Genomic DNA, 20,525 nt, shown 5'->3' with positions numbered 1-20,525 from the left:
GGTGTCTCAGGCCGCTATCGCGGCATGCATTTCCCACACGATGACCTCGGCATCGGAGGTGGCGGTCAGCTGTTGCCCGCCATCGCCGTGGACGCGGACCGCGTCGCCGTCGCCGAGGTTGCCGACACCCTCCATCACGACGTCGCCGCGCGGGACGAAGACGTGCAGCAGGGGAGCGTCGGGAAGTGTCAGGGGATGCTGCCCGGGGGACATCCTCGCCACATGCATGGTGGCGTAACGGTTTTTGATGCGGATCGCCGAATGGTCGACGTACTGCGGCATGCCCGAGGCCACCGGAACCAACCCGCCGGACAACAATTCGTGGTCGATCTCCAGTTGCTCGTAGCCCGGCGTGATACCGGATTCATCAGGGACAACCCACATCTGGACGAAGTGCACGGGATCGTGGGTCGCGTCGGCGGTGTCTTGGCGCCAGACATCGTTCTTCTCCGAATGCATGATCCCGGTACCGGCGCTCATTCGCTGCGCCAGACCGGGGTAGATGACGCCGTTGTGTCCCATCGAGTCCTGGTGGACCAGGGAGCCCTGCAGAACCCAGGTGACGATCTCCATGTCCTGATGGGGATGAGTGTCGAAACCTTGTCGGGGCAGGACGATGTCGTCGTTGTTGACCATCAGGACACCGTGGTGGGTGTTGGCCGGGTCGTAGTGGGGGCCGAAAGAGAAGGAGTGTTTGGAGTCGAGCCAACCCGCGTTGGTCTTGAAGCGACTGTCGGCACGGCGGACGTCGAAGCGGGTGGGAGGTGTTGCTGTGGTCATCGGTAGGGCCTTTCGAGTGGAGCGCTATCGCCAGAAGCCATGTCTAGAGAACGTGAGAGCCGTACATCTCGCCGAGTGGATCGGCGATGAGTTCGAGGCGGGCCCCGTCGGGGTCGCGGAAGTACAGCGACACCTCGCTGTGTTCGATGAGTTCGACGCCCGCGTCGATCAGTTTGTCGCGCAAATGTTTCCAGCGCTGCGGCTCGACACTGATCGCGACATGATGCAGCCCGCCGAGGACTTCCTGGTATGGACCGACATCCAGGCCGGGAAAGTCGAAGAACGCCAAGAGATTTCCGTTGCCGATGTCGAAGAAGAAGTGCGAGGAGCCGGGATAGTCGCGGTTCTCGATGAGTTCGGTCAGCGGGAATTCGAGTAGGTCCTGGTAGAAGCGAACGGTGCGTTCGACGTCGCTGCTGACCAGTGCGGTGTGGTGCAGACCGCGAGCAGAGGAGGCCGGCCGGGATTCGGCGGGTATCAGGTGTTCGGCGCGGATCGCCTCACGCTTGCCCGCATATTCCTGCAGGCGCTTCTCGTCGATGTCGGCGGTGCTCATGGCCGGTCCTTCCGTGCGGGGGTCTTCATCCAGTGTGCGCTTCGTGTGGGCAGAGGTAAATGGTTGCGTGCTCAACTACTTCGGTAGCGTACCGCAACTGGTTGCCTTGTCAACTACTTTGGCTATGCTCTAGTCGTGGAATCAACACAGTGGCTCAGCGAGGACGAGCAGCGGACGTGGCGCGCGTACCTGGATGCGACCCGGTTGCTGCTGCGGACGCTCGATCAGCAGCTCGCCAGGGATGCGGGTTTGTCGTTCACCGACTTCGAATTGCTGGTCATCTTGTCCGAGGCGCCGCAGCACCGACTGCGCATGCGGGATCTGGCTGATGCGATCACGACCACGAGAAGTGGCGCCACCAGGGCAATCGGCCGTCTGGTCGACGCCGGATGGGTGCTTCGCGTCGAATGCGAAGACGACAAACGCGGCATGATGGCGGAATTGACCGACGCCGGGATGCAGAAGCTGGCGTCGGCGAGCCCCGGACATGTCGCCGAGGTCAGGCGAAACATGTTCGACCTGCTCAGTCCGCGCGACGTTGCCGTGTTGGGGCGAGCATTCGCCGACACACGCGAACACCTGCTGCAGGCGCCCGAGTAGACGGCCGGTTCGATCGACAAGTCATCCCGGCTGCGGTGTGGCGGTGAAAAGTCATTGCGGGTACAAGCATCTTGCCGAACCTCTTGTACTCCCGGGCGCCGACCGGTCCTCGCTGATGGCAGATCGGGAGATCGCGTTTGTTCTGTTTGGCGTCGCAGCCCCCAGGATCATCGAAGACGAGGGCAACAAGCCATAGCGGGTCCGGCGACCTGGGCGCACGATTCCGATGGCCATCAAAAGATGGCGTGGGGTTTGAACCTGACTGAATCTAACCGTTCCACGGCGGGTGGTCATGACGCGTCGTGCCGGACGGCCTGCGATCACCGCGCACCGACCGGATCGCCCTGGAGGCTGTTGTGCTGCGGCAATGCTTCAGAAAGTCCATCGGTCCGTTCGCCGGAAAGGGCTGAACATCCCTGATGGCGGGACCAACGTGACTCACACTGTCTGTCGGGCAAGTTGATTCATCGTTTGACGCGTTATGGGCACCGGCTTACTGTGCACAAGGATCATCAAGAGCGATTGAGAGACCCGGCTCGCTGACGTCGCAGCAACCCCCCGCCTCGGCGGGTGCGGGTGCTACTGCCGGGACCGATGAAGGTTGTGTGCCATGCCGTCAGTTCAGGAGTCCGGGTGAAGTTTCTGTTGATCAGTCTGATCACCCACACGCCTCACCCGTTGTCCGGCGAGACCGTGACCCCGGCGGAGCGGTTTCGAGAAGTGATCGACAACGCGGTTCTCGCAGAGGAATTGGGCTTCGACGGTTTCGGGGTGGGCGAGCGGCACGAGAGGCCGTTCATCTCCTCGTCGCCACCGGTTGTGCTCAGTAACATCGCCGCACGGACTTCGACCATCGCGCTGTTCACCGCGGTGACAACGCTCAGTCTGCTCGATCCGGTTCGCGCCTTCGAGGACTACTCGACCCTCGACAACCTCTCCGGTGGCCGACTGCAACTGATGATCGGCAAGGGCAACGGCGCCGCGCAGGCCAAGCTGTTCCACGTCACCGAGGCCGACCAGTGGGAGCGCAACCGGGAAGGCTACGAACTCTTCCGACGGTTGTGGGAGGACGACACGGTCACCTGGACGGGCAAGTACCGGCCGTCGTTGACCGACGCCGAGGCCCTGCCCCGCCCGCTGCAGAAGAAGATTCGCGTCTGGCACGGCAGCGCCACCAGCCGTGAATCAGTCGATCTGGCAGCATTTTACGGAGATCCGCTGTTCTCGGCCAACGTCACCAATCCGATCGAACCCTATGCCGAATTGATCGACCACTACCGAGCGCGGTGGGCGGCATACGGGCACGATCCGGCGGATGCTCTCGTGGGTGCGGGATCGGCCGGGTACTACGCCACCAAGAACTCGCAGGATGCGATCGACACATACCGCCCGATCTTCGACGCCACCTTGGCGAGAATCGGGTCATTCGGTCTGCCGCTGGTGTTTCCGACCCTCGAGGACGCCATCGAACGAAGCTCACTTCTGCTCGGGAGCCCGCAGCAGGTGATCGACAAAGTGTTGCGATATCACGAGAAGTTCGGTCATGAGGTCATGCATCTGCACGCTGACGCCAGCGGCCTCACAGACTCCCAGCATCGCGACTCGCTCGAACTCTTCCAGTCCGAGATCGCACCGGTGCTCAGACGTGAGATCCCGAGCCGCCCGATCTCCACTCCCGTCGCGTTGGAGGCTCTGACATGACCGCTTCGACCCGGCTCCCGCCGTCGATGCGTATCGGTCGGCGCATCTTCGCGCACTTCATCTGACACATCGAAAAGGACAAACATGCCAGTAGAGTTCCTGGGGATCGCTGCCACGAATGACGGCACCGAGATCCACCCTCGTACCACCGCCGGCTCCTTCGACAGGGAGTACACGCTCAAACTCGCTCGTGCACACGAGGATTTCGGATGGGACCGGATCCTGTTCGCCTATGGTGCCGGTGCTCCTGAACCTGCGGCGGCCGCCTCATACATCGCGAGCAATCTCGAACGCATCGAGATCCTGCTGGCACACCGTCCCAATGTCTCGTACCCGACATTCGCCGCCAAAACCTTCGCAACACTCGACCAGATCTCCGCGGGACGGGTGACGGTGCACTTCATCACCGGCGGCAACGACAGCGAACAGCAGCGGGAGGGTGACTTCCTGTCGAAAGACCAGCGGTACGAACGCACCCGGGAGTACATCCAGATCGTCAAGAAGGTGTGGACCAGCCGGGAACCGTTCGACCACAACGGCACCTACTACCGGTTCAACGACTTCGTCTCCGATGTCTTCCCGGTTGCGCAGCCTCGGCCCGACATCTCCTTCGGCGGGTCGTCGTCGGCGGCCTATGCGGTCGGCGGCGCGGAGGCAGATATCTACGCGCTGTGGGGTGAACCCCTCGAAAACACGGCCGAGCAGATCGCGTCGATCACCGCGTCTGCGAAGGCCGCAGGTCGTGAAGGGCGCCCGCGATTACAGGTCGCGTTCCGGCCGATCATCGCCCCGACCGACGAATTGGCCTGGCAGAAAGCCGAATCGATACTCGGTCAGCTCAATGCCCGAGCAGCCAGCGCCGCCCAGCTCCCACGCGGATTCTCCCTGACATCGCCTCAGAATGCCGGTTCCCAACGTCTACTGGAGATCGCTGATTCAGTCGACCGCTTCGGCGCCGCGGGATGGACGGCAACGTCCAAGGCAACCGGGGGCGGCGGAAATTCCAACGCGCTGGTCGGTTCTCCGGAGACGGTGGCAGCCGCGCTGCTCGAGTACTACGACCTGGGGATCGACATCCTCTCGGCCCGCGGCTACGACCTGCTCGACGACGCGATCGACTTCGGCCGGTATGTGATTCCCATCGTTCGTGAGGAAGTCGCCAAGCGCGACAGGAAGATCGCGGGTGTGGCGTGAGCGGGCTGGTTCAAAACCACACTGATTTTATTGAAGATATTGGGGCGCAACGGTTTAACCTCATCAGTGAGCTGATAACGGGCGAAGCAGCCGCCGCTTCTCCGCAGGAGCGTGCTATCGCCAGGATCGATGGAGGAAATCGATGAATGCACGTGTGTCCCGCCCGCTGTTCGCCGTAGTCGGCGCCGCGCTGATGACAGCAACCCTGCTCAGCGCCTGCGGGTCCGACGCCTCCGGCGGCGAGGGCGACGCCGGCCCCGCTGCGCCGGGTGGAACCCTGCGCTACGGGCTTTCCGGGGCACCGACCTGTTCGGATCCGGCACAGGGCGCCACCAACCAGACGATCTATGTCACCCGCCAGGTGGTGGACTCCCTGACCGACCAGGATCCGCAGACCGGTGACATCACGCCGTGGCTGGCGGAGAGCTGGGAGATCAGCCCCGACGCAAAGTCGTTCACCTTCAAGCTCCGCGACGGCGTGACCTTCAGTGACGGCACGCCGCTCACCGCGGAGTCCGTGAAGAAGAACTTCGACTCCATTCTTGCGCTCGGTGCCGCGAAAACCCCGCTGGCCTCGAGTTATCTGACCGGCTATGCGGGAACCACGGTGGTCGACCCGCTGACCGCGACGGTGGATTTCAGCACACCGAACGCGCAGTTCCTGCAGGCCACGTCGACCTCGCAGCTCGGCCTGCAAGCCGATGCCACCGTCGCTCAGACCGCCGAAGCGCGGTGCCTCGGGACCAATATCGGCAGCGGCCCGTTCACCTACTCGGACTGGCAGCAGGACCGGTCGGTGTCGCTGGCCAAGCGCACCGGTTACAACTGGAGCTCCCCGGTTTTCGCCCATGCCGGTGAGGCATATCTCGATGGCATCGACTTCACGGTGATCCCCGAGTCGGGTGTGCGCACGGGATCGCTGTCCTCGGATCAGCTCGACGCGGTCAGTGACGCGCTGCCCCAGGACGCGCCACAGATCGAAGCGGTCGGTGGTCAGGTTCTCACTACCCCGAACCCGGGCATCACGTTCGGATTCCAGCCCAATGTGACCCGTGGGGTCCTCACCGATCCGGCTGTGCGGCAGGCGATCATCCCGGCCATCAACCGTCAGGAACTTGTCGACACCGTTCTGGGTGACGATTTCAATGTCGCGACCAGCGCACTGGCCGCGAACACTCCCGGGTACACGGACCTGTCGTCGGAGGTGACCTTCGACCAGGACAAGGCGCGCTCGATTCTCGACCGGGCAGGATGGGTCGACGGAGGCGATGGAATCCGGGAGAAGGATGGCCAGAAGCTCTCTTTCACGCTCTCGTTCAGCGCTGTGTTCACCGGTAACCAGGCGATTCTCGAGTTGGTTCAACAACAGCTGAAGGCCGTCGGGGTCGACCTGCAGCTCGGTCTCCTCTCGAATGCCGAGTTCACCGCGCTGCAGGCCAGCGGAGACTACGACGCGTTGTACTACAACAGCACTCGCGCCGATGGAGACATCCTGCGTACGACCTTCGGACTCGAAAGCCGCAACCTGAACCATCGTGGCCCGATCCCGGTGCTGGATGAGGCACTCTCCGGACAGCTCGCGACGACGGAGAAAGCGCCGCGCGACGTCCTGCTGGCCACTGCACAGGAGCAGGTCATCTCGGACGGTCTCTGGATTCCCACCACCGAACTGTCACAGGTCATCGGTACCGGGTCGAAGACGGAAGACGTCAAGTTCGACGCGTCTGCCAGACTCGTGTTCTTCGATACCTGGATCTCCGGGAACTGATCGTGATCCGGTATGTCGGACTGCGGGCCCTGCAGGCGGTCGGTGTCCTCTGGGCATCGTTCACCGTGGCCTTCCTGATACTCTTCGCCCTACCATCTGATCCGGTCAGTATTGCGGTACAAGGCAATTCGGCGACACCGGTGGATAAACAGGCGGTTGCGGATCTGCAGGCCCGATACGGACTCGACCAGTCGTTGTTGTCGCAGTACTGGACCTCGCTCACCCACGCGATCCGTGGTGACTTCGGTACGTCGATCTCGACCGGGCAGCCGGTGACCACCGCGATCGGCGACGCGCTGCCGAATACCCTGGCATTGGCGCTGGCCGCGTTGACCCTGGCGCTGTTGTTCGGTGGGTTGATCGCCTTTGCGACGACGTATACGCGGACCCAGTGGTTGCGTACTGCGCTGCAGGCGTTGCCGCCGTTGGGTGTTGCGGTCCCGACGTTCTGGGTCGGTCTGATGCTGTTGCAGGCCTTCTCCTTCAACCTGCACGTCTTCCCGGCATTCGGGGACAGTGGATTCTCGACCCTCGTGCTGCCCGCGATCACGTTGGCTCTGCCGACGGGGGCGGTGATCGCTCAGGTCCTCGCCTCGAGTATGGGCACCACTTGGCGGCAGCCGTTCGTCGAGACGGCACAGGCCAAGGGGGCGAGCCGGTTTCGGGTCGTGACGCATCACGTCGTGCGGCTGGCCAGCATCCCGGCTCTGACCATCGCGGGAGTTCTGTTCGGCAATCTGGTCGCCAGCGCGGTGGTCGTGGAGACCGTCTTCTCCCGGGCCGGTGTCGGTCGCCTGATGCAGACGTCGGTGATGGCCCAGGACATCCCGGTCGTGCTCGGCATCGTGGTCCTGTCGACGGTGGCGTTTGTCTTGATCAACCTGATCGTCGACCTGCTGTATCCACTCATCGATCCGAGGATCGTCGAGACATTCCGGAAGAAGACGCCGTCCACCGATGCCGCGGCGTTCGACACAACCGAGAAAGAGGCCGCGCATGTCTGACCTCATACTCGCCGACAGCAAGATCCTCGACCGCGAGGCCGAGGTGGCACACCTGCCGGATCGACGGCCAGCACCCCGACGGCTCGGAGCACGGAACATCCTGCGGCATTCGGTCCTGGGGTTGGCGATCATCGTCTTGCTGTTGGTCATCGGGTTTGCGCTCTTCCCCTCGGTCTTCGCCAGTGGCGATCCGCTGATCGGTGTTCCGGCAGACAAGTTCGAGGCACCGAGTGCCCAGCACTGGTTCGGCACCGACAACATCGGTCGTGACGTCTACACCAGGGTTGTCCACGGATCTGGACTGTCTTTGACCGCAACGCTGTTGGCGGTGGGGATCGCGCTGATCGTGGGCACGCTGATCGGTTTGCTCTCAGGTTCGATCGGCGGCGTCGTCGACGCGGTCCTCATGCGGGTGGTCGATGTGCTGCTGTCGATTCCGGCGCTGCTGCTCTCCTTGGCGCTGGTCACCGCGCTCGGCTTCGGGACGGTCAACGTAGCGATCGCGGTCGGGGTGGCGATGGTCGCCAGTTTTGCGCGCGTGACCCGTTCGGAGGTGTTGCGGGTTCGCCGCGCCACGTATGTCGAGGCCGCCTTTGCCTCCGGTGTCCGCTGGCCGACCGTGCTCTTCCGCCACATCCTGCGCAACTCCTACGCGCCGGTGATCGCCTTGGCCGCAGTCGAATTCGTAATGGCGATCCTCGCGGTGTCGGCCCTGAGCTTCCTGGGATTCGGGGCGGCGCCACCGACGCCCGAGTGGGGGTCGCTCATCGCCGAAGGTCGCAACTATCTGGCCGTGGCATGGTGGATGACCACCCTTCCCGGGCTCGTGATCATCGCGGTCGTGATCTCGGCCCACCGCGTCGGCCATCAACTTGATCGAGGCGGGTCCCGATGACCAATCCGCAACCTGTTCTGAGTATTTCAGGTCTGCACGTTCAGTACGGATCCGACGTCGGACACGCAGTCGATGGTGTCGATCTGGAAGTCGCCACCGGCGAGGTCGTCGCGATCGTCGGTGAATCCGGATCAGGCAAATCGACCACTGCGCATGCCGTCATCGGTCTGCTGTCGGGGAGTGGGCGCATCACGGCCGGGTCGGTGTCCTTCAAGGGCAACCGGATCGACAACGCGCCCGAGCGGGCATTGGAGAAGATCCGCGGCGCTCATATCGGACTTGTGCCGCAGGATCCGACAACCTCGTTGAACCCGGTGACCCGGATCGGAGATCAGGTGGCCGAGGTACTGCGCATCCATGGGCGCGCCGACCGGCGCCGGGCCAAGATCGAGGCGCTGCGCATTCTCACCGAGGCCGGTCTGGACAATCCTGAACTCCGGATGCGGCAGTATCCGCAGGATCTCTCCGGCGGACAGCGGCAGCGGGTGCTGATCGGTATCGCACTGGCCTGCGAGCCGGATCTGATCATCGCGGATGAACCGACCAGTGCACTCGACGTCACGGTGCAGCGCCGGATTCTCGATCACCTCGATGAGCGCATCGCCGCGACCGGTGCGGCCGTGCTCCTCATCACCCATGATCTCGGTGTTGCCGCCGATCGAGCGGACCGCATCGTCGTCATGAGCGAGGGACGTATCGTCGAAACCGGTTCAGCGGAGAAAGTACTCACCGATCCTCAGCACGACTACACACGCAAACTTCTCGCAGCGGCGCCGAGCATGACAGCGGTGGCGCGTGTGTTGCCACGCAAGCCCCAGGCAACAGATGTGGGTCCGGCGCTGCTGTCGGTTCGGAACCTGTCGAAGACCTTCCGCGTCGGACGCGGTAGCTCTCTGCTCGCCGTCGATAACGTCTCGTTCGATGTACCAAGGGGCCAGACGTTTTCACTCGTCGGTGAGTCCGGATCGGGTAAGTCCACCACCGCCCGGATCGTGGCCCGCCTCGAGACCGCGTCGTCCGGCACGGTCGGGTTCGAGGGTCATCAGATCTCGTCCGTGCGAGGAAAGGAGTTGCGTGCCCTGCGCCGCAGCGTGCAACTGGTCCACCAGAATCCGTACGCATCGTTGAATCCCAAGCTCACCATCGACAAGATAGTCGCCGAGCCACTGCAGGCCTTCGGAATCGGGACGGCGAGGGATCGGCGGGAGAAGGTTCGCGAACTGCTCCACCAGGTTGCGTTGGGGGACAAGTATTTGTCCCGGTATCCGGCGCAGCTGTCCGGCGGGCAGCGACAACGGGTGGCGATCGCTCGGGCGCTGGCACTGAATCCGCAGTTGGTGGTTCTCGACGAGCCGGTCTCTGCGCTTGACGTCTCGGTACAGGCGCAGATCTTGGACTTGCTGGCAGCGCTGCAGCAGGAGCATTCGTTGAGCTACCTCTTCATCTCCCACGACCTTGCCGTTGTCCGGCAGATCAGCGACGGGGTCGCGGTGATGCGAAAGGGGCGGATCGTCGAAACCGGCCGCATCACAGACGTTTTCGATGATCCGCAACACGAGTACACCCGCGAGCTCATCAATGCAATTCCAGGAAAGCAGGCAATTCCGGGAAAGCGGGCAATTCCGGGAAAGAAAGCCATCCAGGGAAAGAAGGTTGCGCTGCGTTGACGCGGCAGCGGAACCCTGAACTAGCTGATGTTGACGCCGTAGTCGCGGGCAATGCCGGCCAGACCCGAGGCGTAGCCCTGACCGATGGCCCGGAACTTCCACTCGTTGCCACGGCGGTAGATCTCACCGAAAACCATCGCGGTTTCGGTGGAGGCGTCCTCGCTGAGGTCGTAGCGGGCGAGTTCGCGGCCGTCGGCACGATCCACGACGCGGATGAAGGCGCCGTGCACCTGGCCGAAGCTCTGACCGTGCGTATCGGCGTCGTGGATGGTCACCGGAAAGATGATCGAATCGACTTGTGGGTTCAGCGCTTTGAGGTCGACGTTGATCGCTTCGTCGTCACCCTCGCCCTCACCGGTGCGGTTGTCGCCGGTGTGCTCGATGGCGCCGTCGGGGGATCTGAGGTTGTTGTAGAAGACAAAGTACGAATCGTCGAGAATCCTTTTGTTGCTGTCGATTCCGAGTGCGCTGGCGTCGAGGTCATAGTCGGCTCCGGTGGTGACACGGACGTCCCAACCGAGCCCAACGGTCACCGCCGTCAGGTTGGGGGCCTCTTTGCTCAGCGATACATTTCCGCCCTTGGCCAGGCTCACCGACATCTTGATCCTCCGTATTTCGCAGTTGCGTCTTTCTCGTGATCAGTCGTGTCCAGCCTACCGGTGGTCAGGGAACGAGATAGTTGCTGTCTCGGGCGTCGGTGACGACCATGTGTCCGGGTGCGTGTCCGATCGCCAAATCCGGGCGCGATTCCATCACCGCTGCTTGGGGGGTGACGCCGCAGGCCCAGAACACCGGGATCTCGCCGGGGTGGATCTCGACGGCTTCGCCGAAGTCCGGTGCGGCGATGTCGGCGATCCCGAGCGCGCCGGGGTCGCCCACGTGGACCGGTGCGCCGTGGACCGAGGGGTATCGCGAGGTCACCCGAACGGCTGTCGCGACATGCTCGGCAGGCATCGGTCGCATCGAGACCACCAGGGGTCCGGAGATGCTCCCGGCCGGTCGGCATCGCCGCGACGTCTTGTACATGGGCACGTTCTTTCCCTGCTCGATGTGACGCACCGGTACACCGGCCTCGATGAGTGCGGCCTCGAAGGTGAAACTGCAGCCGATGAGGAACGACACCAGGTCATCGCGCCACCAGGGGGTGACATCGCTTGTCTCGTCGACCATTTCACCGCCGCGGTAGACCCGGTACAGCGGCGCGTCGGTGCGGATGTCGCTGCCCTCGCCGAGCAGCGGGCCGGTCACTGCTCCGGCATCGATGACGTCGAGGATCGGGCACGACTTCGGGTTGCGCTGTGCGAAGAGCAAGAAGTCGTAGGCATCGGCGCGGGGCAGTGAGATGAGGTTGGCCTGCGTCCAGCCCGGAGCCCATCCGGCGGTCGGGGTGATGAGACCGTCTCGAAACAGTGTGCGGGCCTGCTCCGGATCCAGTTTTGCGGGGTCCATCATGGTGTCCCTCCTCAGGGCATACAGGTCGTGACAGCGGGCGGGGCTATCTGGTCCACCGCAATTTGATGTGTTGGCCGGGCCGGATCTGCGCGGCGAGATCGACATCGTCGTCGACAACAACCGCGACCACGGGATACCCGCCGGTGACGGGATGGTCTGCCAGGAAGATCACCGGTTCGCCGCTCGGTGGCACCTGGATGGCGCCGCGGACGATACCCTCGCTCGGTAGTTGCCTGCCGGGATCGCGATGTGCGAGCCCGGATGCATTGCCGCTCAATCGCATTCCGACCCGGTCGCTGCGATCGGATGCCTGCCAGCGGGTGTGCACCAGGGCGTCGGCGTCGTCGACCCAGTTGTCTCGCGGACCGCGATGCAACCGGAGCTCGACCTCACCGGTTGTCGGCGTCGCCACCGCTGCGACATCGATCTCGACCAGATCGCCGGGTCGCGGCCCGACTTCGAGCACATCGCCGACGGCCAGTGGGGCGGGACCGAGTCCGGACAACGTGTCGGTACTGCACGACCCCAGCGTCTCGGGAACGTCGAAACCGCCACGTGCGGCGACGTAGGCGCGTAGTCCGGCGCGGGCCATACCGAGGGTCACCACATCGCCGGGAAGGATTCGAAACGGTGCGTTCATTCCTGCCGGATGTGCGCCCGATCCCTTGTCCACCAGAACATCGAGGTCGGCGCCGGTGACCGCCAGCCAGACCTCCTGCTGTGCCCGCAGCGATAAGCCACCGAGGGTCACCTCGACTGCGGCGGCTCCTTCGTAGTTGCCCAGGAGTCGGTTCCCCAACGCGTGGGCATGCCTGTCGGCCGCACCCGATCTGCCAACGCCGAGTGCGGCGAAACCCGGTCGTCCCTGGTCCTGCATGGTGCTCAGTGGGCCGGTGGCCAGAACTTCGAATGCCTTCATCGCCCGGCCTCCCGGAACTGCACCGAACACCCCGGGCGTAGGAGCGCGGGGGGTTCACGGTTGGCGTCCCACATCGATAGATCGGTGTGACCGAGCAGCTGCCAGCCACCGGGTGATGTGCGCGGATAGATTCCGCTGAACTCACCGGCAAGTCCGACGGCGCCCGCCGGAACCTTGGTGCGCGGTTCGTCCCGGCGGGGGACCTCGAGCCGGGCATCTCCGCCGATCAGATAGGCGAACCCGGGGGCAAACCCGCCGAAGGCGACCTTCCACGGCGATCCGGTGTGTGCTGCGACAACCTCGGTGGTCGACAACCCGGTGAGCCGGCCGATCTCCTCGAGATCGGCGCCGTCGTAGGTGACCGGTACTTCCACGACGAGTTCGCCGGCTGCGGCGTCGGACGGCGGGGTTCCGGCAGGCGCGGGGAACAGCGAGCCCACGGCGGTACGGATTGCGGGTAGACGTGCGGGTGAGTCGGTGACCAACAGAACCGTGCGCGCGCCGGGGATGATGTCGACGATGCCGGGCAGCTCTGCGTTGCCGAGGGCAGAGGTCCAGGTGATCGCCTCATCGGTGGTGTCCACCTCGATCATCAACGACCGATCGCCGTAGGCGAGTAGGTTCATGTGAACGCTTTCACCTCGACACCTTCGGCTGCCAGCAACTCGCGGACCGCCACAGCCATCTGCGCGGCAGCAGGTGAATCTCCGTGTACGCATATCGAATCCACGTCGATGGCGACATCTGTCCCGTCGACGGATTCGACGACCGACTCGGTCACCATGCGCAATACCCGGGCGGCCACGGCAGCTGGATCGTCGAGCATCGCTCCTGGCTCGCTGCGCGGCACCAACGTTCCGGCCGCGGTGTATCCGCGGTCGGCAAACGCCTCCCGTACGACGCGCAGGCCGCGTTCTTCACCGAGGGCGAGAAGCCGGGAACCGGGAAGGCCGAGCAAGGCAAGACTGGGATCGAGCGCCGCGATCGCGTCGACAAGCGCCAGCGCATGTTCTTCATGGTGGACAGCCGTGTTATACAGCGCTCCATGGGGTTTGACGTAAGTGACGCGGCCGCCGACGGCAGCGGCCAGCGCTTGTAGGCCGCCGATCTGGTAGACGACATCGTCGGTCAGTTCGGTGCGGGTGGCGTCGACGAATCGCCGGCCGAAACCGGCGAGGTCGCGGTAGGCGACCTGCGCTCCGATCCGGACCCCTCGGTCGACCGACCATCCCGCGGTACGCGAGATGGTGCTCGGATCGCCTGCGTGGAAGCCGCAGGCGATGTTGGCGCTGGTGACCAGATCGAGCATGGCCTCGTCGTCGCCGAGGTCCCAACGACCGAACGATTCGCCGATGTCGCTGTTGAGGTCGATGGTCATCACAGGTCTCCCAGGGTCGTCAGCGACTCGTAGCCGAGGTAGAGCGTGATCAACCAGGCGATCACTCCGATGGACAGAAGCCATGTCGGGTACCGGTATCCACCGAGCAGGTCACGTCGGCGCCACGCGACCCACAAGATGATTGTGAACCCGAGCGGCAGGATGATGCCGTTGAACGCACCGGCAAAGATCAGGAGTTTGACCGGTGTCGTCTCGATCAGCAGGTAGATGACGGTGGAGATGGCGATGAATCCGACCGTCAGTAGATTCCGGGTCCGCGCGGTGGTGTCGCTCTTCGTCAGGAAGGAGACGGAGGTGTACGCGGCCCCGATGACCGAGGTGATGCTGGCCGCCCACAGGATCACACCGAAAACGTGCAACCCGATGTCGCCGAGTGCGGATTCGAAGGCCGACGCGGTCGGATTACCCTCTGCGAGTTGGACTCCGCCCGCGGTCACGCCCAGGATGGCGAGGAAGAGCAAGACGCGCATGATGCCGGTGACGATGACGCCCATGATCGACGTGCGACTGATCTCGCGGATGTGTCCCGGTCCGGTCAACCCCGAATCGAGTAGTCGGTGCGCGCCGGCATAGGTGATGTAACCACCGACTGTTCCGCCGATGATGGTGGTGATGACCAGGAAGTCGATCTCCTCGGGAATCACCATGTTGCGCAGGGCGTCTCCGGCCGGTGGTCCGGACACGACCGCGACGTAGCCGGTCATCAGAATCATTGCCGCACCGAGCACGACGACGATCCGATCCAGGGCCACGCCTGCCCGCTTGCTGAGGAAGATGGCGATGGCGATCACCGCCGAGATGGCGCCGCCGATCTTGGGTTCGAGTCCGAACATCGAGTCGGTACCCAGACCGGTGCCGCCGATGTTGCCGATGTTGAACACCAGGCCGCCGAGGACGACCAGGCCGGCCAGGACCCAACCGGCACCGGGAACGACATCGTTGGCCAGTTCGTGAGCACGTTTCCCGGCGACCCCGATCACCCGCCACACATTCAGCTGAACTGCGATGTCGATGAGGATCGAGACCAGGATGGCAAACGCGAAAGCGGCACCGAGTTGCACGGTGAACTTGGTGGTCTGGGTGATGAAACCCGGTCCGATGGCGCTGGTGGCCATCAGGAACATTGCGCCGAGCAGGGCGGCGCGTCCGCCCTTGGCGTCGACCGCCTTCTCAGTGCTGTTCATGGTGGTGGCAGGCGTGTCTGCCATGGAACTCTCCTCGGTTTGGCGGACCCCGACGGGCTTGGGGTGTTCTCAGCGTCGTATCCAATTGTTTCCAGAATGTTTCCTCAGCGCTAAGGATTGTTCAACAATCCCGCAATCCCGCGTTCTCGTAGACTCCTGATGTGGAAAACGAGTCTGGATTGGACGACGTGCTCGGTGTGCTGGTCGCTGCCCGCGGGGAGGTGGTCCGCACTTCGTCCGCCGAGCGGGCCGCAGCGGTCTTGCGTACCCAGGTCGACGAAGGTCGCCTGCGGTCAGGGAACCGACTACCGGAAGAGTCGATCGCGCGGGCGCTCGGTATCTCGCGCAATACGCTCCGCGAGGCGCTCAGCCAGCTGGTTTCCGAACGCATACTCGAGCGGGTCCCCAATCGGGGCGTTCTCATCCGGACGCCGGGCGCTGACGACGTGCGGGACGTCTACCGCGCCCGCCGGGTGATCGAGTCGGGTGCGATCCGGGTCGGTGGCGGAGCACAGCCCTATCTGGCCGCGATGGCTTCGGCAGTGGACCAGGGGCGGGTCGCGATCGCCGCGGGGGACGGCGATGCGGTGGCGACGGCGAACCAGCACTTCCATCGCGCTGTGGTGGCTCAGGCGCAGAGCAACCGCCTCGACGTGGAGATGAACCTGCTGCTGGCGGAAATGCGGTTGGTGTTCTTCCGAAGCGCGTCGGCGCGTGACTTCCACACCCGGTACGTCGAACGGAACGCCGAAATCGTGGATCTGATGGCGGTCGGGGCCGTCGAGGAGTCGGCTGCGGCGATGGACCGCTATCTATTCGATGCCGAAGCGCATCTGCTGACGCAGTTCGACTGAACTGTCGGGTCAGTCGCCCGTCGTGGTGTCCCAGCGGGCGACAACGCGATAGCCGCGGCCCAGGGCGTCAGTTCCGGCTTCGAGTGTGCCGCGACTGGATTCGACCCGTTCGGTCATGCCGATGATGCCGAGGCCGGTACCCGGCTGCGGTGCAACAGTTTTCGTGCTACCCGGTCGACCTCCGTCGTCGAACACGCTCACCACGAGCCGATGTGGCGGATGGGCGGTCACCGAGACCTCGACCACCGGCGATGCACCCGCGTGGCGGCGCACGTTGCTCAGTGATTCCTGGACAACGCGGTACGCCGCGACTCCCATCGCCGATGGCACCGCAGCGGTGTCGCCTTCGGTTTCGTAGTTCACCGTCAGGCCGTCCGCGCGGGCGCGATCGATGAGGCCGTCGACCTGTCCGAGTGTTGGTGCCGGTGTCAAGGGCGCGGCCTGGTCGCGGTCCCGCAAGGCTTCGAGCATGGTGCCGAGCTCGTCGAGTACCTCACTGCTGGCCGCCCGGATGGCCTCGAGGGCCGGTTTCGCCTGCTGCGGTTGCCGGTCGAGTAAATGCGCCGCGACACCGGCCTGCACATTGATGGTGGCCAGCGCGTGGGCGACCGAATCGTGCAGGTCTCGCGCGATGTTCAGGCGCTCATCGGTCATTGCCTGCCTGCGGCGCAACTCATCGCGTTCCCGCTGTGCCGCAGCCCGTTCGGTGCGCGAGGAGAGCGCGATGCCCGCCAGTGTCAGCGTGAAGGCCCACGCCGGACCGGCGATTCCGATGGTCCCGAGCGTTCCGGCACCGATCCATCGTCCGGCGATCACCGCAACCGACATAACGGCGGCACCCACGAGCGCCATCGTGCGGGATGCCCGATACCCGGCCAGGGCCATGGACAGCGGGCCGACCAAAAGCGCTGGGCCACCGGGGTATCCGCGAGCGAGGTAGACAAAGATCACGCAGGCGGCGACACCGATCATCACCTGTGGATATCGGCGGGACAGGGCCAGCGACAGAGCGCCGATGATCCCGAGGGTGATCGCGAGACCGTCGATCGGTTGACCGGTCGTACCGGTGTGTCCCAGGAGGCTGCCGACGACGACCAGGATGATCACCGCCAGCGCCAGTGCCAGATCGGACGCCCGCACGCCGAACACGCGCGCCCCGAACTCGCGCACTCCGAGGTCGCGCAGTCTGTTCGACCATCTGACGTCCACCTGGCCGATCGTAGAGTCGTTCGGTGCGGCTCGCGTCGGTTCACCGTTGAGATCGCACAGGGCGGGGCGATGATTCGGTGCGAGGACGTACGTCAGGTGTGGAGATCTGCCTCGAATGCGGTCAGCGCGATCGGCGGGTGGTTACGCTCAGGGCAGGCGACAAGCACTCATCGAACAGGCGGCAGTCGGGACCGGGGTTACATGATTCGGGTGGCACTGGCTGATGATCAGCTCCTGGTACGGACCGGCTTTCGCGCGCTGCTCGACGCCGAGGACGACATCGAGGTGGTCGGGGAGGCCGCCGACGGAGATGAGGCGGTCGCGGTGTGCATCGATCTGCGGCCCGACGTCATCATCATGGACATCCGGATGCCCGGCTGCGACGGACTCGAGGCGACGCGGCAGATCACCGCCCGTAACGACCTCGCTGACGTGAAGGTCCTGATCCTGACCACCTTCGAACTCGACGAGTACGTGTTCGAGGCACTGCGTGCCGGTGCCAGCGGGTTTCTGGTCAAACACACCCAGCCGGCCGAATTGATTCAGGCGGTGCACGTCATCGCCGCCGGCCAGGCGCTGTTGTCGCCGGGGGTGACACGGCGGCTGATCACCGAATTCGCCCAGGAACCCGCCGCGGCCCGGGCGTCTGTTGCGCCGGATGCCGTCGTCGATCTGCTCACCACTCGTGAACTCGAGGTGGTCCGGCTGGTGGCGGCCGGGTTGTCCAACGACGAGATCGCTGCCAAGTGGTTCGTCAGTAATGCGACGGTCCGCACCCACGTGAGCCGGGCCATGACCAAACTGCAGGCCCGCGACCGGGCGCAGATGGTGGTGTTCGCCTACCGGCACGGGTTGGTTCGTATCTGAGCAGTTGGCCTGCGGTCCACACCTGACGTAGTGCCGAAATCCACATCAGGCTGACGACTTCGGGCGCAGGCAACGGCATCGTTGTCCACATGGAATCAACACCAGTCATCCAGGATGGACGGTCAGTACTGGAGTCGCCGAATCCGACTGCGCATGTGGCAGTTTCGGTACAGGGGCTCACGAAGAGATATCGGAACCGAACCGCTGTCGACAACGTGTCCTTCACGGTGCCGGTCGGCTCGGTCACGGGTCTGATCGGGCCGAACGGAGCCGGAAAAACCACTGTGATGGCGATGCTGCTCGGCCTCGTCAAACCGAGCGGTGGTGACGGAACCATTCTCGATGCGCCGATTCATCAACGTGCGCACTATCTTCCGCGCGTCGGTGCGCTCATCGAGTCGCCGGCATTTCACCCGGCTGTGTCTGCTCGAGACAATCTGAGATCACTGGCGGTGTTATCCGGACAGGCCACCGACGGTGTCGACGGGTTACTCAATCTGGTTGGTTTGGGGGATCGGGGCAAGGACCGCTTCGGCAGTTATTCGCTCGGGATGAAGCAGCGACTCGGAATTGCAGCTGCGCTGCTCGGTGACCCCGAACTGGTGATACTCGACGAGCCGACCAACGGCCTGGATCCCCAAGGCATGCAGGAGGTCCGTGACCTCATCGGACGCATCTCCGCGCAGGGACGCACCGTCATCGTTTCGTCGCATCTGCTCGCCGAACTCGAACAGGTCTGTGACTGGTTGGTGGTCCTGGACCACGGCGGACTCGTCCACGCCGGAACACCGCAATCGCTGGGTGCCACGGCCGATGCCCTGGTCCTGGCGCCCGAGGACGAATCACGGCTCGCCGACCTCGAGGCGATCGCACAGGCGACGGGGCTCGAGATCAGCTGTGACGGTACAAACATTGTCATCGCCCTCACCGCTGACGACGATGCCCGGCGATTGGCCGCAGAGATCAACGTCCGGGCCCATGCAGCCGGGATCGTTCTTGCCGAATTGCACCATCGCCGTGCAGATCTCGAGGCCCGCTATCTCAACTTGATTCACACGTCCTCGATCTGACATCTGGAGAATCCTCTTGAAAGGCATTGCGATGAATCTGCTGAATTCTTTTCGGTCCGAATGGATCCTGCTGAACCGGCCACGTCTGTGGGCGGGCCTGGGCATCACCACCGTGGTGTTCAGTGTGCTGGCCACCTGGCTGTTGATCGAAGCTGCCAAACCGTTCGGACGCGGTGGCGACGGGCCAAGCGTGTCCCTCGAAGCGCTGGTTGGCTCGGGCGGTGCCACCGCTGCGGTCATCGCATCGATGAGCGTCGCCACCGTGTTGGTGGTCGCGGCATTTGCGGCCGCGATGGGAAATGAGATCAGCCGGGGTACGTTGCGGGCCGCGCTGACCCGCCAACCGAGCCGGTTGTCGCTGGTCACCGGAAAGCTCGCGGCACGAGTCAGCTTGGCCGCTGTGCTGATGGCGGTGGCGTTGATCGTCGGAGCGCTGACCGCGGCGGTGGTGGCACCGTCGGTCGATGTCGACACGGCAGGCTGGTTCGGGGCAGATGCGCTCGGTAGTGCCTTGGCCGACTACGGCCGGCTGCTGGTGTTCGTGGCGATGTACGCCCTGATCGGCACAACGGTTGCGGTACTGGTGAAGTCGACACCCATCGCGTTGGGGGTCTGCCTGCTGTGGTTCGGGCCCGTCGAAAACGTCCTTGCGGAAAATCGCGATTGGGCGGAGCGCTGGTTCCCCGGGTTGGTCATGCGATCGTTGGTGCAGCCGGAGCGGCCAGGTGCGTTGTCGCAGGCGGAGACTCTGACAACTCTTGCGATCTACGCCGCGGCGTGTGTGGGCGTGATCGGCTTCACCATGTCGCGCCGGGACGTCACCGCAGGTCAGTAGACGTCGTCATGACCTCTACTTCCGGGCGAGGTCGATCAGCTTCTCGATGGTGCGCAGATTCCGTCCGGTGCCCTGGACTCCCAACCCTTTTGCGATGACCGGGGCGGTGAGCTTGGACGTTCCGGCTCCCGCGTCGTAGCGGATGTGGAGGTTGTCGCCGATGACCTCGAACACATCGTTTCCGAAATCGCGTTTGTGGAATGTTGCGACCGCGGTTGGTTCTGGAGTCGCGGTGAGGCAGTAGACGTACGAGTATTTCGGCTCGACGACTTCGAACGGATGCTCGGCCAACGCGGCGGCGAGATCGTCGACCGACCTGCTGATGACTTCGCGGAAGTATCCGTAGCGCTTGGTGATCGCCTCTTCGAGCGCGCGGTCGAAGGCGGCGGGATCGTCGGGCGAAGTGCACAGCAGATTGCCGGAGGCGATGTAGGTCGAAATGTTGGTGACGCCCAGGTCGGCTGCCATCTCCCGGAGTTCGGCCATCGGCAGCTTGGCGCCACCGACGTTCACCGCGCGAATGAGAACCACTCGTTGTGCCATACCGTCGATTGAACACCCCTGAGGCCGG

Annotated in this window: 22 protein-coding genes and 1 riboswitch; of the genes, 12 read left to right on the top strand and 10 right to left on the bottom strand. The window is 64.1% G+C overall.

Translation table 11 applies throughout. From position 1 onward, the window contains the following. Positions 1-6: 6 nt before the first annotated feature. Together AC1TPF_RS15750 and AC1TPF_RS15745 are read right to left on the bottom strand one after the other, a co-directional pair. Entirely contained in the window at positions 7-780 is a 774-nt protein-coding gene (locus AC1TPF_RS15750; protein ID WP_482144640.1) for a pirin family protein, read from the bottom strand. 43 nt (positions 781-823) lie between these two features. After that, positions 824-1,336, bottom strand: coding sequence for a VOC family protein (locus tag AC1TPF_RS15745; RefSeq protein ID WP_482144639.1), 513 nt, complete (start codon positions 1,334-1,336; stop codon positions 824-826). Between the two features lie 135 nt (positions 1,337-1,471). Here AC1TPF_RS15745 and AC1TPF_RS15740 point away from each other — a divergent pair, with 135 nt between their 5' ends. From AC1TPF_RS15740 to AC1TPF_RS15705, 8 genes are all read left to right on the top strand, one after another. Then, positions 1,472-1,936: a MarR family winged helix-turn-helix transcriptional regulator gene (locus tag AC1TPF_RS15740; protein ID WP_482137443.1), complete on the top strand. Its 465-nt coding sequence runs from the start codon at positions 1,472-1,474 to the stop codon at positions 1,934-1,936. Between the two features lie 506 nt (positions 1,937-2,442). Further along, positions 2,443-2,537, top strand: a riboswitch (SAM riboswitch). Positions 2,538-2,569: 32 nt separating this feature from the next. Continuing rightward, complete coding sequence (locus tag AC1TPF_RS15735; RefSeq protein WP_482144638.1) at positions 2,570-3,637, top strand: LLM class flavin-dependent oxidoreductase; 1,068 nt, start codon at positions 2,570-2,572, stop codon at positions 3,635-3,637. An 84-nt stretch (positions 3,638-3,721) separates the two neighbouring features. Next, positions 3,722-4,831 carry an LLM class flavin-dependent oxidoreductase gene (locus AC1TPF_RS15730; protein ID WP_482144637.1) on the top strand — a complete coding sequence of 370 codons (1,110 nt, stop codon included), beginning with the start codon at positions 3,722-3,724 and terminating at the stop codon, positions 4,829-4,831. Further along, positions 4,828-4,977 (top strand): hypothetical protein, encoded by a 150-nt coding sequence (locus tag AC1TPF_RS15725; RefSeq protein WP_482137448.1) that lies wholly within the window; start codon positions 4,828-4,830, stop codon positions 4,975-4,977. The genes AC1TPF_RS15730 and AC1TPF_RS15725 overlap by 4 nt, the downstream gene beginning before the upstream one ends. Continuing rightward, positions 4,974-6,599, top strand: a complete 1,626-nt coding sequence (locus AC1TPF_RS15720; protein WP_482144636.1) for an ABC transporter substrate-binding protein — start codon at positions 4,974-4,976, stop codon at positions 6,597-6,599. Before AC1TPF_RS15725 ends, AC1TPF_RS15720 begins: the two co-directional genes overlap by 4 nt. Before the next feature lie 2 nt (positions 6,600-6,601). Continuing rightward, positions 6,602-7,603 (top strand): ABC transporter permease, encoded by a 1,002-nt coding sequence (locus AC1TPF_RS15715; RefSeq protein WP_482144635.1) that lies wholly within the window; start codon positions 6,602-6,604, stop codon positions 7,601-7,603. After that, positions 7,596-8,498, top strand: coding sequence for an ABC transporter permease (locus AC1TPF_RS15710; RefSeq protein WP_482144634.1), 903 nt, complete (start codon positions 7,596-7,598; stop codon positions 8,496-8,498). Before AC1TPF_RS15715 ends, AC1TPF_RS15710 begins: the two co-directional genes overlap by 8 nt. Next, entirely contained in the window at positions 8,495-10,165 is a 1,671-nt protein-coding gene (locus AC1TPF_RS15705) for a dipeptide ABC transporter ATP-binding protein (protein ID WP_482144633.1), read from the top strand. The genes AC1TPF_RS15710 and AC1TPF_RS15705 overlap by 4 nt, the downstream gene beginning before the upstream one ends. Positions 10,166-10,185: 20 nt before the next feature. Here AC1TPF_RS15705 and AC1TPF_RS15700 read toward each other — a convergent pair whose 3' ends face one another. From AC1TPF_RS15700 to AC1TPF_RS15675, 6 genes are all read right to left on the bottom strand, one after another. Beyond that, positions 10,186-10,764 (bottom strand): TerD family protein, encoded by a 579-nt coding sequence (locus AC1TPF_RS15700; RefSeq protein ID WP_482144632.1) that lies wholly within the window; start codon positions 10,762-10,764, stop codon positions 10,186-10,188. Positions 10,765-10,828: 64 nt separating this feature from the next. After that, positions 10,829-11,614 (bottom strand): putative hydro-lyase, encoded by a 786-nt coding sequence (locus AC1TPF_RS15695; RefSeq protein ID WP_482144725.1) that lies wholly within the window; start codon positions 11,612-11,614, stop codon positions 10,829-10,831. A gap of 46 nt (positions 11,615-11,660) precedes the next feature. Beyond that, complete coding sequence (locus AC1TPF_RS15690) at positions 11,661-12,536, bottom strand: 5-oxoprolinase subunit C family protein (protein ID WP_482144631.1); 876 nt, start codon at positions 12,534-12,536, stop codon at positions 11,661-11,663. Then, positions 12,533-13,162, bottom strand: a complete 630-nt coding sequence (locus tag AC1TPF_RS15685; protein ID WP_482144630.1) for a 5-oxoprolinase subunit B family protein — start codon at positions 13,160-13,162, stop codon at positions 12,533-12,535. The genes AC1TPF_RS15690 and AC1TPF_RS15685 overlap by 4 nt, the downstream gene beginning before the upstream one ends. Further along, positions 13,159-13,914 carry a LamB/YcsF family protein gene (locus AC1TPF_RS15680; protein WP_482137460.1) on the bottom strand — a complete coding sequence of 252 codons (756 nt, stop codon included), beginning with the start codon at positions 13,912-13,914 and terminating at the stop codon, positions 13,159-13,161. The genes AC1TPF_RS15685 and AC1TPF_RS15680 overlap by 4 nt, the downstream gene beginning before the upstream one ends. After that, entirely contained in the window at positions 13,914-15,143 is a 1,230-nt protein-coding gene (locus AC1TPF_RS15675; protein ID WP_482144629.1) for an NRAMP family divalent metal transporter, read from the bottom strand. Before AC1TPF_RS15675 ends, AC1TPF_RS15680 begins: the two co-directional genes overlap by 1 nt. Positions 15,144-15,280: 137 nt before the next feature. On the opposite strand from AC1TPF_RS15675, the gene AC1TPF_RS15670 reads away from it, so the two are divergent. Continuing rightward, complete coding sequence (locus AC1TPF_RS15670; RefSeq protein ID WP_482144628.1) at positions 15,281-15,973, top strand: GntR family transcriptional regulator; 693 nt, start codon at positions 15,281-15,283, stop codon at positions 15,971-15,973. 9 nt (positions 15,974-15,982) lie between these two features. Here the strand turns inward: AC1TPF_RS15670 and AC1TPF_RS15665 are convergent, their stop codons facing one another. Then, positions 15,983-17,182, bottom strand: a complete 1,200-nt coding sequence (locus AC1TPF_RS15665; protein WP_482144627.1) for a sensor histidine kinase — start codon at positions 17,180-17,182, stop codon at positions 15,983-15,985. Positions 17,183-17,383: 201 nt separating this feature from the next. Between AC1TPF_RS15665 and AC1TPF_RS15660 the strand changes: the two genes are divergently transcribed. The 3 genes from AC1TPF_RS15660 to AC1TPF_RS15650 all read left to right on the top strand — a co-directional run bounded on the left by AC1TPF_RS15660 (position 17,384) and on the right by AC1TPF_RS15650 (position 19,954). Beyond that, positions 17,384-18,049 carry a response regulator transcription factor gene (locus AC1TPF_RS15660; RefSeq protein ID WP_482144626.1) on the top strand — a complete coding sequence of 222 codons (666 nt, stop codon included), beginning with the start codon at positions 17,384-17,386 and terminating at the stop codon, positions 18,047-18,049. 89 nt (positions 18,050-18,138) lie between these two features. Continuing rightward, positions 18,139-19,119, top strand: a complete 981-nt coding sequence (locus AC1TPF_RS15655) for an ABC transporter ATP-binding protein (protein WP_482144625.1) — start codon at positions 18,139-18,141, stop codon at positions 19,117-19,119. A gap of 31 nt (positions 19,120-19,150) precedes the next feature. After that, positions 19,151-19,954 carry an ABC transporter permease gene (locus AC1TPF_RS15650; protein ID WP_482144624.1) on the top strand — a complete coding sequence of 268 codons (804 nt, stop codon included), beginning with the start codon at positions 19,151-19,153 and terminating at the stop codon, positions 19,952-19,954. A 15-nt stretch (positions 19,955-19,969) separates the two neighbouring features. Here AC1TPF_RS15650 and AC1TPF_RS15645 read toward each other — a convergent pair whose 3' ends face one another. Beyond that, the gene (locus AC1TPF_RS15645; protein ID WP_482144623.1) at positions 19,970-20,497 is read right to left on the bottom strand and encodes a DUF1697 domain-containing protein; all 528 of its coding nucleotides are present in this window, start codon (positions 20,495-20,497) and stop codon (positions 19,970-19,972) included. Between the last annotated feature and the right edge of the window lie 28 nt (positions 20,498-20,525).

Source organism: Williamsia sp. Y853 (assembly GCF_056786495.1).
Note: the sequence above shows the minus strand (reverse complement) of the source record. Positions and strands in the feature narration are given on the sequence as shown.